Origin of the sequence: Microvirga sp. 17 mud 1-3 (assembly GCF_003151255.1) — a bacterium.
Classification (GTDB): domain Bacteria; phylum Pseudomonadota; class Alphaproteobacteria; order Rhizobiales; family Beijerinckiaceae; genus Microvirga.
In genome coordinates, this window is record NZ_CP029481.1 from 2,489,305 (window position 1) to 2,502,157 (window position 12,853).

Below are 12,853 nucleotides of genomic sequence, written 5' to 3' on the forward strand. Positions count from 1 at the left end.
AGCATGAAAACCTACGAACTGAAACTGACCCGCGCCATGGTGATCGAAGGCGGCGTGGTTCGCGCCGGCACCCGCGTGATGCTGGACGAGGCCGTCGCCAAGGATTTCCTGCGGCGCGGCAAAGCCGAATTGGTGAGCGCGCCGGCCGATGATGGCGATGGCGGCCAGGTGGACCTGGGCAAGCTGAACAAGGCCCAGCTGCTGGAGGTTGCAGAACAACTGGGCATCCAGGACGCCGCCGACATGACGAAGGCGCAACTGGTGGAAGCCATCGAAGCGGCCGGCGGGGCTGAATAATGTCGGCGCCGTCCTGGGAAAACCTGGACGATTTTCTGCAGGACGAAACGGCCGGCGGCTTCGCAGTCCCGGCCGTTATCACCCTGCAGGGCGCCGGCACGCGCACGGTATGGGGGATCTTCGATGACCCGTACCTGAACGCGGACCTGGGGGAATACGAAGCCGACACCAGCGCACCACGGTTCACCTGCAAGGAAGCTGACGTGGACGGCGTGGGGCGCGGCGATTACTGGCAGCGCCTGGATGCCATCACGCGCCAGCCTGTCGGGCCGGTTTACAGCATCATGACGGACCCGCAAAGCGACGGCGCCGGCATGGCCATCTTGCGCATGGAGCCTTAGCGGTGGGGATCATCGAACTGGACCTGGAGGCCCAAGGAATCCAGAGCGCCATCCTGGACCTGCAGGCGACCGAAGCGCAGGTGGCCAAGGCCCTGAATTCGACGCTGGGAAAAATGGCGGCCTGGATGCGCTCCAGATCGGTGAAAGGGCTGTCGTCCGAACTGCAGGTGCAACAGAAAATCATCCGTCGTCGCCTGAAATCGTTTCGGATGAAGCGCACGGCTGACGGGTCCAGCATCACCGTATGGTATGGCCTGGACCCTATCGCGCTGATCTACCTGGGCGCGCGCCAGACGAAGCAGGGCGTGGTCGCCGGAAAACACAAGGTTGACGGAGCATTCATCCGCACAGGGCGAAATGGATCGCGCCAGGTTTTCAAGCGGCGCGGCGCGGCGCGGCTGCCGCTGGACAAGCAGCGCCTGGATATCGAGGACAAGGCGAACACCTATCTGGAAGATAAGGTGATCGGTGACGTTGCGTTTGAGACGCAATTCCAGAAAACCTTTGAGCATGAATTGCAATGGCGAACGCGAACACAGAAATAGACCTTGGCGAATTGCACGCCGGCATCGAATCCGCCATACGGGCGCAATTCCCTGCGCTGAAACTGGTGGAGTTCTACCGCGAGGAAGAAGAACGCAAGCCGCCGACCGTGGACCAGATGCCCGCGTGCCTGCTGGAATTGTCTGAAATGGAACCCACGCCGGACGTGGACCCAGGCACCGAACAACTGGCGGTAAACGCGCGGTTCGAAGCGCGCCTGGTGATCGGGTTTCGCACGCCCCGCGCAAAGCTGGAAATCCGTAAGCTGGCCGCCGCGCTGGCCGTGTTCCTGCGCCTGAAGCGGTGGCCGCATCCGACGATTGCCGGAAAAACGATACCGACAGGGCCGGCCGAAGTGACCAGCATCGTGCCTGACAATTTCAACCCGGAACTGGACCGGTACGAAGTCTGGCGCGTGGAATGGCTGCAGCCGCTGCACCTGGGCACCAGTATCTGGAAAGACGAAGGCGTGACGCCGCAGACGCCGCTGTACAGTTTCAAGCCTGATATCGGCGCGGGAAACACCGACCAATACCTGAACGCAGCCCCTGACGCGGCGGCAAGCGGGGGCGGCGCATGAGTTACGCAGGGACTGACACAGACCGCCGGCTGGGCAACGTCATCAGTATCGGCCGTATCAAGGCAGTGGACCCTGCAAAGGGCCTGGCGCAGGTTGACATGGACGGGCCTGATACTGACTGGATACCGTGGGCGACGGCGCGCGCCGGCGGTGATCGCACGTACTGGTGCCCGGAGGTGGGCGAACAGGTGGTGGTGGCCGCCCCCAGCGGAGAACTGGGTAATGCGGTGATTATCGGCTGTCTGTTTCAGGACGCGCACCCGGAACCGGCCGACAGCGCAGACACGCATCGCACCGTGTACGCGGACGGCACCGTGGTGGAGTATGACCGCGCTGCGCACGCCATGAAAATCGACGTTTCGGCCAGCAGCGGAACCGTGACGGTTATATGCAAAACCGCGACCGTGCAGGCGTCCGAATCCGTTACCATCGACACGCCGGAAACCACCTGCACCGGAAACCTGACTGTGGCAAAAAGTCTGACTATGGGCGGCGGCGGCGGCAGTGTGAATATCACCGGGCCAGTGGCGATAAACGGGCCGACGCTGACGCACAACGGCAAGGAAGTGGGCAGCACGCACACGCACAGCGGCGTCCAGTCTGGCGGCAGCAGCACAGGCGCCCCGAATTGACGGAAATCCCACAAGAGGAAGCGGCCGCGCCCAGGCCGCACAATGCTGCGCATGAACGGGATAAACGCCACCACCGGTAAAAGCCTGGACGGAATCGCGCACCTGCGCCAGTCCATCCAGGACATACTAACGACGCCAATCGGCAGCCGTGTGATGCGCCGCGACTACGGCAGCCGCCTGTTTGAACTGGTGGACGCGCCGACAAACCGGGAAACCATCGTGGACATTTACGCGGCAACTGCCGAGGCCATCGCGCGCTGGGAACCGCGTTTCCAGGTTACGCAGGTGATGATTGCCGGCGCACAGCCCGGCCTGGTGGAACTGGACCTGTTCGGCAACTACCTGCCGGACGGCCAAGAAATCACCATTGACGGCATCGTGGTGCAATAATGGCCGGCGCATTTACCGCTGTTGACCTGTCCAGGCTGCCTTTCCCCGATGCGGTGGAAACGCTGGACTTCGAAGTCATCCTGGCCGACATGCTGGCGGACCTGCAGGCCCGCGATCCGTCGTTTTCCGCCATGGTGGAATCTGACCCCGCGCACAAGATTCTGGAAGTGGCGGCGTACCGCGAACTGCTGCTGCGCCAGCGCGTGAACGAAGCCATTAAGGCCGTGACGCTGGCGTATGCTACCGGCACGGACCTGGACAACATCGCCGCAAACTATGACGTGACGCGCCAGCTGATCGCGCCAGCGAACCCTGACACGATCCCGCCCACGCCGGCCGTATATGAAGATGACGCCAGCCTGCGCCGGCGCGTGCAACTGTCGTTCGAAGGGTTCAGCACTGCAGGGCCGGAAGGCGCGTACATTTTCCATGCCCTGGGCGCCGATCCGCGAGTGCTGGACGTGGGCGTTTACGGGCCGCCTGAAACCCCCGGCGTGGTCCAGGTGGCCGTCCTGTCGCGCGAAGGCGACGGAACCGCGCCGGCCGATTTGCTGGCCGCCGTATCGACCACGCTGTCTGCCCAGGACGTGCGCCCGCTGACCGACCAGGTTCAGGTGCTGGCCGCCACCATCGTGCCGTATGCCGTGGAAGCGACCCTGACATTTTACGATGGGCCGGACCCACTGGTGGCGATCGCAGCGGCGCAGGCTGCGCTGGATGAATACGTGGACCGTCAGCACCGCATGGGCCGAGACGTTACGCTGTCCGGCCTGTACGCGGCGCTGCACCAGGAAGGCGTGCAGAATGTGACGCTGACGCAGCCGGCCGCCAGCGTCGTGATCGCCTGGAATGAGGCGTCATACTGCACCGGAACCACCATCATCAACGGCGGCACAGATGAATAGCGCCACGCTGCTGCCGCCCAGCGCGACCGACCAGGAACGCGCCCTGGAATTGGCCACCGCCAGGCTTGGCGACGTGCCTGTGCTGGTGCGAGAGGCGTGGAACCCGGATACCTGCCCTGCTGAACTGCTGCCGTGGCTGGCCTGGGCGTTTTCAGTTGACGAGTGGCAGGAAAGCTGGAGCGAAGCGGAAAAACGCGGCGTGATTAAAAGCGCGCTGTACGTGCACAAGAAAAAGGGCACGCTGGCCGCGCTGAAACGAGCCGTGGCTCCGCTGGGCTACATCATCCGCATCATCGAATGGTTCGAAGAAACGCCGCATGGCGCCCCGTATACGTTCCGCTTGGAAGTGGGTGTGCTGGACAAGGGCGTGAACGAAACGATTTACCAGCAGATGGAACGCATCATCAGGACGTACAAAAACGTGCGTTCGCAAATGCTGTCCCTGACCATCAAGGGCGAGGTTTCAGGCAAAGCATATTTCGCTGCCGGGATGATGTCCGGCGTGGAAACCACGGTTTACCCTTATGTGGCGGAAGATATTGAAAGCATCGCCGGCATGTACTGGGCGGCCGGCGAACAATCGGCCGACACCGTGGCCGTGTATCCGGTTTAATTCAAAAGGAACGAACAGTGGCCGCGACTTATTACACACTGCTGACCAATATCGGACAGGCGAAGATAGCCAACGCCATCGCGCTGGGGCAGACTGTTGCCTGGACGCACATGGCCGTAGGCGATGGCAACGGCAACCCGACCACGCCGACACAGACGCAGACCGCACTGGTGCGCGAGACATACCGGGCGCTGATTAACCAGCTGACAGTGGACCCTGACAATCCGAACTACATGGTGGCGGAAATGATTATCCCCACCAACGTGGGCGGCTGGTCCGTCAACGAGGTGGGCATTTTCGACGCGGACGGCGACCTGATCGCGGTGGCCAATTTCCCCGCCACGTACAAGCCTCAACTGGCCGAGGGCAGCGGCCGCGACCTGGTGGTGCGGATCGTCATCCAGGTTTCGAACGCAAGCGTGGTGACGCTGAAAATTGATCCGGCCATTGTCCTGGCCAGCCAGAAGTGGGTGGCCGATCAATACGTGAAGAAAATCACGGTGGCAGGCGGCACAACCGGCCAAGTGCTGGCGAAGTCCAGCAACGCGAACGAAGCGTTTGCATGGGTTGACCCTACCGCAGCCGTCAGCGTGCTGGTGGATGCGAAGCCGGAACGGCAGACGCTGGCGGACCTGCAAACCGTGGTGAACCTGGCCGTGCTGACCACGCAGGCCCTGGCCGTCTACATCGAAGGCGTGCGCCTGATCGAAACGATCGACTACACCGTCAATAGCGCCACGCAATTCACGCTGGCACGTTCGTACCCTGGCGGATCGCGCATCCATATGTACCAGAACGACCCCACCAGCGTGATCGCGGACGCCAGCGAGGCGCAGCGCGGTTTCGTTCAACTGGCGACGACCGCAGAAGCGCAGGCGCTGCTGAATGACGCGCACGCGCTGACCCCGAAGAAACTGGCGGATGCGTTCAAGGGCGGCAATCAGTCTTTGGTGACGAGCGGCTATCAGAAGCTGCCGGGCGGACTGATTATTCAATATGGCACAGGAACAACGAACGGAAGTGGAAACCTAGCAATCACATTTCCGGTTGCGTTCCCTGTTGCTTGCCGGTCGCTTGTCGGAAGCCCCATAGCTCCGGGCCAAGGCGTCGCGGTTAGGTTATCTTCTGTGCCTACGCCTACCGCTGGAGGGTTACAAACCTTCAGCACGGGAACCGGTAATGCACAAAGCAACACCGAAGTTTATTGGCAAGCTATCGGTTATTAAAAGAGGAAGAAAATGTTCTACTCTGCAAGCACAGGCGGCTTCTACTCGAAAGAAATTCACGGCAGCAACATCCCCGCCGATGCAGTCGAAATCACGGACGATGAACACGCCGCGCTGATGGCGGGCCAGGCCGCAGGAAAGCGCATCGTGCCCGACGAAAATGGACGCCCGATCCTTGCCGATCCGCCGCCCGCACCGCCATCAATTCCGAAGCGCGTGACGCGGCGCCAGGGCCGGCTTGCATTGCTGGACGCCGGCCTGCTGGACGCGGTGGAATCCGCCATCGACGCCATCACTGATCCGACAGAAAAACGAGCCGCACAAATCGAATACGAGGCCGAAACATGGGAGCGCGGCAACGCATTCCTGATGGGCATGTGGGCGCAGATTGGCGGCACGGACGCCGACCTGGATGCGTTGTTCGTGGCAGCGAACGCAAAATAATTTCAGTTTCAATTACCAGGGAGGCGTATGGCCGAAGCACTGCGCAGCATCACGAACAAAACACTTTCGGGCAGCGGCTGGCAGGAATTGCCTGGCGGGATGATCCTGCAATGGATGCCGATCACGCACACGCTCGGGCAAGGCCAAAACCAAAGCTACACATGGCCAAAGCCTTTCCCGAATGCCGTTCTGCATATCCAGGCCACCGACAATTCGAACCCATCGGCTGGCGCTGTCGTGTGGGCCGTGAATGACCAGGGCCTGGCAGGATTTAACGCATTCTGGAACTACAGCAACCAGACCGGCGGGACGACGAGCCGCGCCGCGTTCGTGTTCGCAATCGGGAAATAACCCAATCCGAACGCCTGTTTACCGCCCATTCGTGGGCGGTTTTTTTGCGCGGAAATCCCACAAGAGGAAACAGGCGGCCACCATGGCGACAATGGGCGCATTCGTAATTTTGTGCCCGCCCGCTAAGGAACGCCATGGCCGTTGACCAATTTCTGCACGGTGTTGAAACCATCGACATTGACACCGGCGCGCGCCCCATTTCGACCGTTCGCGCCAGCATTGTCGGCATTGTCGGCACCGCCCCCAGCGCAGACGCCACCGCGTTCCCGCTGAACAAGCCCACGCTGATCGCCGGCAGTCGCCGCGAGGCCGCCAAGCTGGACACGCTTGGCACCGGCGAAGGCACGCTGCCGTCCGCCGTGGATTCGATCATGGACCAAGCCGGCGCGGTGATCGTGGTGGTGCGCGTCGAGGAAGGCGCCACCGACCAGGAAACGCTGGCCAATGTCCTGGGCGGTGTGGACGCGCTGACTGGCCAGTACGAGGGCGTGCACGCATTCAAGGCCGCCGAATCCATCCTGGGGTTCGCCCCGCGCATCCTGCTGGCGCCGGGGTTCACGCACACCCGCGTGGAAGGCGGCGTTATCACGCTGACCGGCGTGGAAGGCAGCGGCTACACTGACGGCACGTACACGCTGACCGAATCCGGCGGAACCGGCGGAACCGGCGCGATTGCCACGGCCACCATCGTGGGCGGCAAGGTGACGAAGCGCACCATCGTGAACAGCGGCAGCGGCTACACCGTCGCCCCCACGTTCTCGCTGCCGGCCGAAGCCGGCGCGGGCACCGGGGCCACGTTTGTGGCGACCATCGGCATGGCAGGAAACGCTGTGGTGGCCGAACTGATCGGCATTGCCGAGGCCCTGCGCGCCGTCATCATCGCGGATGGCCCGAACACGAACGACGCGGACGCCATCGCCTACGCCGGCGATTTCGGCAGCAAGCGCGTGTACCTGGTGGACCCGCAGGTGCTGAAAACCGACGACGCCGGAGCCCTGGTGACGGAATGGGCAAGCCCGTGCGTGGCCGGACTGATCGCCAAGTCCGACGCGGAACGCGGATGGTGGTGGTCCCCGTCGAATCAGAACATCAACGGCATCCAGGGAACGGCGCGTCCCATCGACTTCAAGCTTGGCGACTTCAATGCGCGCGCCAATCTGCTGAACGAAAAGAACGTGGCGACGATCATTCGCCAGGATGGCTATCGACTGTGGGGCAATCGCACCCTGTCGTTCGATCAGAAATGGGCGTTCCTGTGCGTGGTCCGCACCGCCGACATCATCGCGGACAGCCTGACCGCCGCGCACCTGTGGGCAGTGGACAGGGGCATCACCAAGAATTACGTCACGGACGTGGTGGAGGGCGTGAACGCATACCTGCGGTATCTGACCAACATCGGCGCGATCCTGGGTGGCGAATGCTGGGCCGATCCCGACTTGAACACGCCCGACCAGATCGCGCAGGGTAAAATCTTCTTCGACTTCGATTTCACGCCGGTTTATCCTGCCGAACACATCACGTTCCGCAGCCACCTGGTGAACGATTACATCAAAAACATCTTCGCATAAGGACAGCCCAAAATGGCCGCACGCGACATTCGCAAAAATTTCAGCCTGTGGGTGGATGGCCGCAATTACGCCGGCCAGGTGGAAGAATTCAACGCCCCCAAGCTGACCCTGCAGACCGAAGATTTCCGCGCCGGCGGCATGGACCTGCCGGTGAAAGTCACCATGGGCATGGAAGCCATGGACTGCGATTTCAGCCTGAAAGCCTACGACCGCGACGTGCTGGCGCTGTTCGGCGTTGTCGAGGGCGCAAGCGTGCCGCTGGTGGTGCGCGAGGCCCTGGAATCGTTCGACGGCACGGTTACGCAGGTGGTTCGGACCATGCGCGGGAAAATCACCGAACTGGACGAAGGCACCAGCAAGCCGGGGGAAATCCCGATGCTGAAAGTGTCGATGAACCTGACCTACTACAAGATGCAGCACGGCGACCGCGTGGTGCACGAAATCGACGCCGAAAACATGGTGCGAACCATCAACGGCGTGGACGCCCTGTCCGCCATCCGCAGCGCGCTGGGCATGTAAGCAACGGCCGGCGCAGACCGGCCGATTCCAACACGACAAACGACAGGTGAAACCATGGCCAAGCGCCAGACCCCCGATTACATCAAGCTGACCGAAGGCCAGGCGGCCGTTACGCTGTCCCGCCCCTTGGAAATCGACGGCGCGAAAGTGAACGTGCTGACGATGCGCGAACCGCTGGTGATGGACCAACTGGCAGCACAGAAAGCCGGCGCGGATTCGTCCAGTCAGGAAATTTCGCTGATGGCGAACCTGTGTGGGATCGTCCCCGATGACCTGCACAAACTGCCGCTGCGCGATTACGCGCGCCTGCAGGTGGCCTTCGGTTTTTTTACCGACTGACGCCCGATTATATCCGGCAGGGCGCCATCGCCCTGGCATCGCACACAGGATGGTCCCTGGCGGAAATCAAGGCGTTAAGCGCGGCTGAATTCGTGTGGTGGCTGGAAGGGCTGCCGAAGAAAACAGACTAGGAAACGGATGTGGCAAGCAAACGCCTAAGCGCATCAATCGTTATCGGCGGCGCCATTTCCGGTACGCTGCGAGGGGCGTTCGCCAGCGCAAACAAAAATCTGGTCCAGCTGGGCGCCGCCGTGCGCAAGCTGTCCGCAGAACAAAAAACGCTTTCCAAAGGCATCGACACGTTCGGCCGCATGGGCAAGAACGTGGACGGATTGCGAGAGAAATACACCCGCGTCACGGCGCAACTGGAAAAGATGCGCGCCGCCACCGAACGCCTGGCGCGCGCCGAACGCGCCCGCGAAGCGAACCTGGCCAAGCGGGCCGAACTGCGCGGCCAGATGGTGGACGCGGTGGCCATCGGGGCGGCTGCGGCGGCGCCGATTGCGGCGGCCGTGAAATTCGAAAATGCCATGCTGGGCGTAGCCAAGCAGCTGAATGGCGCGCGCGATTCAAGCGGCAAGCTGACCAAGACCTATTTCGACATGCAGGCCGCCATCCAGAAACTGGGGCGGGAATTGCCTGTTTCGACAAACGCCATTGCTGAAATGGTGACTGCCGGCCTGCGCATGGGCGTGGCGTCTGACCAGGTGCTGGAATTCGTGCGCCGCAGCGCGGAAATGTCCACGGCGTTCGAACTGCCGGAAGCCGACCTTGCCGAAAGCATGGGCAAGATTGCCGGCCTGTATAAGATCCCCATTCCGGCCATCGGCGCGCTGGCAGACAGCATCAACTACCTGGATGACAACGCCATCAGCAAGGGCGGCGACATCATCGAATACATGCAGCGCGTGGGCGGCGTGGCATCGGCCGTCAAGATCACCAGCACGGAAGTTGCTGCGCTGGGGTCCACGCTGCTGACCCTGGGGGAGCGCACGGAAACCGCCAGCACAGCCACAAATGCGATGATGCAGAAGCTGGCCGCTGCCGACAAGGGCACCAAGAAATTCAAGTCTGCCGTCCGGGAAATTGGCCTGTCCACGGCAACGATCCAGAAGGGCATGCAGGTGGATGCCATGGGCACCATGCTGAAAGTCATGGATGCCATATCCAAGCTGCCGATGGACAAGCAGCTGGGCGTGATGGTGGAACTGGTGGGGCTGGAACATTCCGACACCATGGCCAAGCTGGCGAACAACACCGGCGAACTGCGCAAGCAACTGGAACTGGCCAACAGCGAGGCAGCCAAGGGCAGCATGTCGCGCGAGTTTCAGGCGCGCATGCAGACCACGAACGCCCAGTGGACCGTATCAAAAAACCGCCTGACTGAAATCGGCGTGACCATCGGCAGCGTGATGCTGCCGGCGCTGAACGATCTGATGCAGACCGTGGGGCCAGTGGTTTCTAAGTTCGCTGAATGGGCGAAGGACAACCCGCTGCTGATGAAGGCCCTGGTGGGCACCGCCACCGCCCTGGTGGGCCTGCGCATCGGCACGCTGGCCTTCGGCTACGGCCTGACGTTCATCAAAGGCGCCGCCTTGTCCGCGTGGTCCGCCATCGCCAAGCTGCGCGCCGGCGTGACGCTGGCCACCGCGCGGTTCGGCGGCATCGGCGGCGTGGTGCGCCAGGTGGGGTTCGCGCTGGTTCGCACGCCCTGGGGCGCTGCCGTGGCCGGCCTGGTGGCCGCCGGCGTCCTGGTGTGGCGCGAATGGGATCGCATCAAATCATTTTTCAGCGGCCTGTGGACTGGGATCACCGAAGGGCTGGCGCCAGTCAAGGCGCGCATTGATGAATGGTCCGCATCGTTCCCTTTCATCGGCAAGGCCATTGACGCGGTGGGCACGGCGGTTTCCGGCGTCATCGACTGGTTTGGCCGGCTGTTTGAGCCGGTGAACCACAGCAAGGCAGAACTGGAAGCGGCCGGCAAGATGGGGCAGAACCTGGGCGAATGGATCGCCAAAGGCATCGACCTGGCGCTGGTGCCGCTTGGCCTGCTGATTGACGGCCTGCGCTGGGTTTCCGACAACATCGGCAGCGTGATTTCTTCCGTCAAATCCATCGCCACCGAAGGCGCCGACAAGGTTTCGTCCGCCTGGGATTCCACCAAGTCCTTCCTGGGGTTCGGTGATGACGAAGCAAAGCCGGCGGCGGGCGGCGGGCAGGCCGCGCCTGCGCTGCCATCGCCGGCAGCGCGCGGGGCGGGCAACAGCTACCAGGACAACAGCCAGACCACGATCCAAGTGACGCAGCAGCCAGGGCAGAGTCAGGACCAACTGGCCAAGAAACTGGCGGACGAAATCGAGCGGCGCAAACAGCAGCGCGAACGCGCCGCGATGACTGATGGGGCGTACGCGCAATGATCGGATACACCATCGCCGGGTTCACCATGATGCGCCTTGGCAACTTTTCTTTCGGCATCAACACGGCCGCATATCAGGAACTGCGGCGCGATGCTGAATACAAGTGGCCGGCACAAGAGCGGTTCGGCCAGGACGACGCGCTGCAGTACACCGGGCCAGGCCAGGAAAGCATCACGCTGTCAGGCGTTATCCTGACCGCATACCGGGGCGGCGCTGGGCAACTGAACCAGCTGCGAAGCCTGGCCGCACAGGGCCGCCCGCAGCTGCTGGTGTCCGGCCTTGGGGCCATCATGGGCCGGTGGGTGATCGAGCGCGTAAGCGAAGGCCAGACGGTATTCGCGGCCGCCGGGCATCCGCGCCGCCAGGAATTCACGGTTCAACTACGGAAATATGGCAATGGCTTTGGAATATAGGACCAGCGACGGCGATACCGTCGATTTCATCGCCTGGAAGCACTACGGCACCACGGACGGCCTGGTGGTGGAACAGCTGCTGGACGCAAACAAGGGGCTGGCAGATATGGGGCCGGTGATGCCTGCTGGCGTGCTGGTGCTGCTGCCTGAAATCGACACCACGCAAAAGGCGCAGGGTATCAAACTATGGGACTGACGCCCGCGTTTCGCCTTGTGGCGAACAGCGCCGACATTACGGCCGCCATCCTGGACCGGTTCGTAAGCCTGACCCTGACGGACGAAGCCGGCATGGAGTCGGACACGTTTGAAGTGACGCTGGCGGATCACGACCCGCTGGCACCCATTGCCATGCCGGCAACAGGGGCCGAACTGGAAGTGTTCCTGGGTTACGACAACATGGTGCAGCGCATGGGCCTGTTTGTCGTGGACGAAGTGGAACTGTCCGGCTGGCCTGGGCAGATGACCATACGCGGCAAGGCCGCGCCGTTTTCTACCAGCAAGGGCGGAAAAACCGACCTGCAGACGCAGAAATCGCGTAGCTGGGAAAAGGGCACGAAGATGGGCGCCCTGGTGGCAAAGATCGCCGGCGAACACGGCATGGAGCCGGCCGTATCCGAAAGCCTGAAATCCATCACGCTGCCGCACCTGGACCAGACAGAGGAAAGCGATATTTCGTTTCTGGTGCGCGTGGCCAAGAGGTACGACGCCATAGCCAAGCCGGCCGGCGGCAAGCTGGTGATGGCAAAGCGGGGCGAATCGAAGAACGCCAGCGGCGAAGAACTGCCGCCCATCCTGGTGCACGCCAGCCAGGTTTCCGCCTGGCGCATGACGCTGGCCAAGCGGGAAAGCCCTGGAACGGTGATTGCCTATTATCACCAGAAACGCAGCGCCAAGCGGATCGAAGTTAAGGTGGGCGAAGGTGAGCCTGTGCGCCGGCTGCGCCATTGGTATCCTGACGAGAAGGCCGCCAAGGATGCCGCCCAGGCGGAACTGGATAAGCGCGCCAGGGGCGAACACAAATTCAGCCTGACGATGCCTGGCGACCCCATGCTGGCCGCAGAATCGCCGCTGGTGGCATCCGGGTTTAGGGCCGGCGCCGATGGCGAATGGATTGTGACCCGCGCCGTGCATAGTTTGTCTAAAGGCAGCGGCTATCAGTGCGACGTGGAAGCCGAGAAGCCGAACGACGCGGAGGATGATGACGGCGCGGGCGCCAGTGAGGCAGCGTGATTCGCTGTTATGATTTTCGCAAACCGATACCAATACCGTTACCAA

General features: G+C 62.4%; 18 protein-coding genes. All 18 read left to right on the forward strand.

Annotated features, from left to right (window positions below):
* The first annotated feature begins 3 nt into the window (after positions 1 to 3).
* The 18 genes from C4E04_RS11915 (at position 4) to C4E04_RS12000 (ending at position 12,808) form a co-directional block, all read left to right on the forward strand.
* Positions 4 to 297 (forward strand): Rho termination factor N-terminal domain-containing protein, encoded by a 294-nt coding sequence (locus C4E04_RS11915; RefSeq protein ID WP_109597705.1) that lies wholly within the window; start codon positions 4 to 6, stop codon positions 295 to 297.
* On the forward strand, positions 297 to 638 hold the full coding sequence (locus C4E04_RS11920; RefSeq protein ID WP_109597706.1) for a hypothetical protein: 342 nt from the start codon (positions 297 to 299) through the stop codon (positions 636 to 638). Before C4E04_RS11915 ends, C4E04_RS11920 begins: the two co-directional genes overlap by 1 nt.
* 2 nt (positions 639 to 640) lie before the next feature.
* On the forward strand, positions 641 to 1,183 hold the full coding sequence (locus C4E04_RS11925) for a phage tail protein (RefSeq protein WP_210204566.1): 543 nt from the start codon (positions 641 to 643) through the stop codon (positions 1,181 to 1,183).
* Complete coding sequence (locus tag C4E04_RS11930) at positions 1,159 to 1,761, forward strand: hypothetical protein (RefSeq protein WP_109597707.1); 603 nt, start codon at positions 1,159 to 1,161, stop codon at positions 1,759 to 1,761. Before C4E04_RS11925 ends, C4E04_RS11930 begins: the two co-directional genes overlap by 25 nt.
* Positions 1,758 to 2,393, forward strand: coding sequence for a phage baseplate assembly protein V (locus C4E04_RS11935; RefSeq protein WP_109597709.1), 636 nt, complete (start codon positions 1,758 to 1,760; stop codon positions 2,391 to 2,393). Before C4E04_RS11930 ends, C4E04_RS11935 begins: the two co-directional genes overlap by 4 nt.
* A gap of 42 nt (positions 2,394 to 2,435) precedes the next feature.
* A complete protein-coding gene (locus C4E04_RS11940) occupies positions 2,436 to 2,783 on the forward strand; it encodes a GPW/gp25 family protein (RefSeq protein ID WP_371681992.1) in 348 nt (115 codons plus the stop codon).
* Positions 2,783 to 3,688 (forward strand): baseplate J/gp47 family protein, encoded by a 906-nt coding sequence (locus C4E04_RS11945; protein WP_109597710.1) that lies wholly within the window; start codon positions 2,783 to 2,785, stop codon positions 3,686 to 3,688. Before C4E04_RS11940 ends, C4E04_RS11945 begins: the two co-directional genes overlap by 1 nt.
* Positions 3,681 to 4,301 carry a phage tail protein I gene (locus tag C4E04_RS11950; RefSeq protein WP_162559374.1) on the forward strand — a complete coding sequence of 207 codons (621 nt, stop codon included), beginning with the start codon at positions 3,681 to 3,683 and terminating at the stop codon, positions 4,299 to 4,301. The genes C4E04_RS11945 and C4E04_RS11950 overlap by 8 nt, the downstream gene beginning before the upstream one ends.
* Positions 4,302 to 4,318: 17 nt before the next feature.
* Entirely contained in the window at positions 4,319 to 5,527 is a 1,209-nt protein-coding gene (locus C4E04_RS21185) for a phage tail protein (RefSeq protein WP_210204567.1), read from the forward strand.
* A gap of 12 nt (positions 5,528 to 5,539) precedes the next feature.
* On the forward strand, positions 5,540 to 5,971 hold the full coding sequence (locus C4E04_RS21190; protein ID WP_210204568.1) for a hypothetical protein: 432 nt from the start codon (positions 5,540 to 5,542) through the stop codon (positions 5,969 to 5,971).
* A gap of 27 nt (positions 5,972 to 5,998) precedes the next feature.
* Entirely contained in the window at positions 5,999 to 6,322 is a 324-nt protein-coding gene (locus tag C4E04_RS11965; RefSeq protein WP_109597712.1) for a hypothetical protein, read from the forward strand.
* Between the two features lie 134 nt (positions 6,323 to 6,456).
* Positions 6,457 to 7,890: a phage tail sheath C-terminal domain-containing protein gene (locus tag C4E04_RS11970; RefSeq protein ID WP_109597713.1), complete on the forward strand. Its 1,434-nt coding sequence runs from the start codon at positions 6,457 to 6,459 to the stop codon at positions 7,888 to 7,890.
* Between the two features lie 12 nt (positions 7,891 to 7,902).
* Positions 7,903 to 8,409: a phage major tail tube protein gene (locus tag C4E04_RS11975; RefSeq protein WP_109597714.1), complete on the forward strand. Its 507-nt coding sequence runs from the start codon at positions 7,903 to 7,905 to the stop codon at positions 8,407 to 8,409.
* Between the two features lie 54 nt (positions 8,410 to 8,463).
* Positions 8,464 to 8,748 (forward strand): phage tail assembly protein, encoded by a 285-nt coding sequence (locus C4E04_RS11980; RefSeq protein ID WP_109597716.1) that lies wholly within the window; start codon positions 8,464 to 8,466, stop codon positions 8,746 to 8,748.
* Between the two features lie 140 nt (positions 8,749 to 8,888).
* Entirely contained in the window at positions 8,889 to 11,165 is a 2,277-nt protein-coding gene (locus C4E04_RS11985) for a phage tail tape measure protein (protein WP_109597717.1), read from the forward strand.
* A complete protein-coding gene (locus tag C4E04_RS11990) occupies positions 11,162 to 11,578 on the forward strand; it encodes a phage tail protein (protein ID WP_109597718.1) in 417 nt (138 codons plus the stop codon). The genes C4E04_RS11985 and C4E04_RS11990 overlap by 4 nt, the downstream gene beginning before the upstream one ends.
* Entirely contained in the window at positions 11,562 to 11,774 is a 213-nt protein-coding gene (locus tag C4E04_RS11995) for a tail protein X (RefSeq protein ID WP_109597719.1), read from the forward strand. Before C4E04_RS11990 ends, C4E04_RS11995 begins: the two co-directional genes overlap by 17 nt.
* On the forward strand, positions 11,765 to 12,808 hold the full coding sequence (locus tag C4E04_RS12000; RefSeq protein ID WP_210204569.1) for a phage late control D family protein: 1,044 nt from the start codon (positions 11,765 to 11,767) through the stop codon (positions 12,806 to 12,808). Before C4E04_RS11995 ends, C4E04_RS12000 begins: the two co-directional genes overlap by 10 nt.
* Positions 12,809 to 12,853: the final 45 nt, after the last annotated feature.

What these genes read in the sequence shown, in the direction of transcription:
- C4E04_RS11995 (WP_109597719.1), top strand. Translation starts at nt 11,562, where the DNA reads ATGGCTTTGGAATATAGGACCAGCGACGGCGATACCGTCGATTTCATC.
- C4E04_RS12000 (WP_210204569.1), top strand. Translation starts at nt 11,765, where the DNA reads ATGGGACTGACGCCCGCGTTTCGCCTTGTGGCGAACAGCGCCGACATT.
- C4E04_RS11920 (WP_109597706.1), top strand. Translation starts at nt 297, where the DNA reads ATGTCGGCGCCGTCCTGGGAAAACCTGGACGATTTTCTGCAGGACGAA.
- C4E04_RS11945 (WP_109597710.1), top strand. Translation starts at nt 2,783, where the DNA reads ATGGCCGGCGCATTTACCGCTGTTGACCTGTCCAGGCTGCCTTTCCCC.
- C4E04_RS11935 (WP_109597709.1), top strand. Translation starts at nt 1,758, where the DNA reads ATGAGTTACGCAGGGACTGACACAGACCGCCGGCTGGGCAACGTCATC.
- C4E04_RS11990 (WP_109597718.1), top strand. Translation starts at nt 11,162, where the DNA reads ATGATCGGATACACCATCGCCGGGTTCACCATGATGCGCCTTGGCAAC.
- C4E04_RS11975 (WP_109597714.1), top strand. Translation starts at nt 7,903, where the DNA reads ATGGCCGCACGCGACATTCGCAAAAATTTCAGCCTGTGGGTGGATGGC.
- C4E04_RS11965 (WP_109597712.1), top strand. Translation starts at nt 5,999, where the DNA reads ATGGCCGAAGCACTGCGCAGCATCACGAACAAAACACTTTCGGGCAGC.
- C4E04_RS21190 (WP_210204568.1), top strand. Translation starts at nt 5,540, where the DNA reads ATGTTCTACTCTGCAAGCACAGGCGGCTTCTACTCGAAAGAAATTCAC.
- C4E04_RS11930 (WP_109597707.1), top strand. Translation starts at nt 1,159, where the DNA reads ATGGCGAACGCGAACACAGAAATAGACCTTGGCGAATTGCACGCCGGC.
- C4E04_RS11970 (WP_109597713.1), top strand. Translation starts at nt 6,457, where the DNA reads ATGGCCGTTGACCAATTTCTGCACGGTGTTGAAACCATCGACATTGAC.
- C4E04_RS11915 (WP_109597705.1), top strand. Translation starts at nt 4, where the DNA reads ATGAAAACCTACGAACTGAAACTGACCCGCGCCATGGTGATCGAAGGC.
- C4E04_RS11950 (WP_162559374.1), top strand. Translation starts at nt 3,681, where the DNA reads ATGAATAGCGCCACGCTGCTGCCGCCCAGCGCGACCGACCAGGAACGC.
- C4E04_RS11980 (WP_109597716.1), top strand. Translation starts at nt 8,464, where the DNA reads ATGGCCAAGCGCCAGACCCCCGATTACATCAAGCTGACCGAAGGCCAG.
- C4E04_RS11940 (WP_371681992.1), top strand. Translation starts at nt 2,436, where the DNA reads ATGCTGCGCATGAACGGGATAAACGCCACCACCGGTAAAAGCCTGGAC.